Annotated in this window: 2 protein-coding genes; both read right to left on the bottom strand. The window is 61.9% G+C overall.

Going from position 1 to position 1,821, the window contains the following annotated elements:
- A partial coding sequence (locus NKH59_RS33255) for a transposase (protein ID WP_353024456.1) occupies positions 1–338 on the bottom strand: 338 nt, incomplete at its 3' end.
- 383 nt (positions 339–721) lie between these two features.
- A complete protein-coding gene (locus NKH59_RS33250; protein WP_352500826.1) occupies positions 722–1,744 on the bottom strand; it encodes an IS110 family RNA-guided transposase in 1,023 nt (340 codons plus the stop codon).
- Between the last annotated feature and the right edge of the window lie 77 nt (positions 1,745–1,821).

The following is a 1,821-nucleotide window of genomic DNA, read 5'->3' as shown; positions in this document are numbered from 1 at the left end:
ACGCCCTGCACGTACATCTCGACCAGCGCCGACACCAATGCCTTCTCCGAACGCTGGTAGCGCTCAAACAACTCCGTCGAGAACCGGCCAGCCCGATCCTGCGGAACGCGAAGCTCCAGCACCCCGACCCGCGTCACCAGCTTGCGTTCGTAATAGCCGGACCGGTAACTCGTCCGCTCCGCCGTCCGCTCGCCTTTCTCGGCCCCGATCGCCTCCGTCATCTCGGCTTCAAGAACCTCCTGCACGACACTCTGCAATGCCTGGCGAAAGCCGTCCTCATCCGACAACAGCAACGCTTTCAACTCGCCTCTGCTCAGTCTAACGTCTCGATTGGTCATGGCACTTCCCCTTCCACGGGAATCGGTGATCGCAACGTCACCACCGTGCCATGGCCGCTCGCCCCTCAGAGCAAGCCCCGTTCTCTCTCCAAAACTTTTTGCAGAACCTTCAGCACATCTGTGGACGCCCCCGTGAGCGCAAGAAGAATCTTCGAAAGGCAGTATAGCGGCGCGTAGTCGGGTGCTGACATCTGTCCGGCCTCTGATGCGGCCTTCCATTTGCCGCCGGCCCGTATGGGAGTTCGCCGATCGGATCCATATCACTACCGCGCGCTCGAAGCGCTCTGTGCTGAACTGGTTTTTCCGATCCGTCTCTCATCGACTGTCGCGCCATACCTCTCCGTGTGACCTTCCTACACCTGCGACGACCTCAGACCGAGCTGCTATGCTGCCACGGCCGGAGCCCTGTAGGTCCCACCTCTTGCCATGAGCGCCCAGACGATGCGGGCCATCTTGTTGGCAAGAGCGACGACCACAAGCATTGGCGGCTTGCGGGCGAGCATGCGCCCAAGCCACGATCCTTCCCGAATGCCTCGCCGACGAGCATGACGCACGACAGCGCTCGCTCCGATGATAAGCAGGCGCCGCAATGTACGCTCGCCCATCTTCGATGTTGCACCGAGCTTCTGTTTACCGCCGGTTGAGCGTTGCAGCGGCGTCAGGCCCAGCCAAGCGGCGAAGTCGCGCCCCTTTCGGAAGATTGCGGCGCAAGGCGCCAGTGCAACCAGAGCCGTTGCCGTTATCGGACCAACGCCGGGGATTGTTGCCAACCGCCGCACGTCTTCATCCTCTCGGGCACGCCGTGCAATCTCGGCATCGAGCTGCTTGATCCTTTCCTCCAGCGATCTCAGCGTATCGACCAGCACGGTGAGGGCCAGGCGGGCTGCTTCTGGCAGATCGCCCTCAGGATCCTCTACCTTTTCCATCAGCTTGGCAGTATGTGAAGGGCCCTGGGCAACGACCAGTCCATATTCTGCAAGATGGCCGCGCAAGGCGTTGATCGTCTGGGTGCGCTGCCGCACCAGCAGATCACGAGCCCGGAATACGGCCGCACTCGCCTGCTCCTCCTCACTCTTCACGGCGACAAAGCGCATGGTCGGCCGCTGCGCGGCCTCGCAGATCGCCTCGGCATCGGCGGCGTCGTTCTTCTGCCGCTTCACGAAAGGCTTCACATAGGATGGCGGGATCAGACGAACGGTGTGCCCGAGCTTGCCGATCTCGCGCGCCCAGTGATGCGCCCCAGAACAGGCCTCCATGGCGACCAAGCAGGCCGGCTGCCCAGCGAGAAACGCAAGCACCTTGTCGCGTCGCAGTTGCTTGCGGAAAACAATGGCGCCCGCCGCATCGGCTCCATGCGCCTGAAACACATTCTTCGCTAGGTCCAATCCGATCGTGTTAACTTCCATTGTGGACGCTCCCTCTCTTACGGTGGCTGTCAAACACCACCATTCTGGCACATCGATGCCGTCGAGGGGGCGTCCAC

This window comes from Mesorhizobium sp. M0998, from assembly GCF_040318885.1.
Lineage (GTDB): Bacteria > Pseudomonadota > Alphaproteobacteria > Rhizobiales > Rhizobiaceae > Mesorhizobium.
Note: the sequence above shows the minus strand (reverse complement) of the source record. Positions and strands in the feature narration are given on the sequence as shown.

Excerpts from the sequence above, each read along its gene's own strand:
- NKH59_RS33250 (WP_352500826.1), bottom strand. The coding sequence starts at position 1,744 with ATGGAAGTTAACACGATCGGATTGGACCTAGCGAAGAATGTGTTTCAG.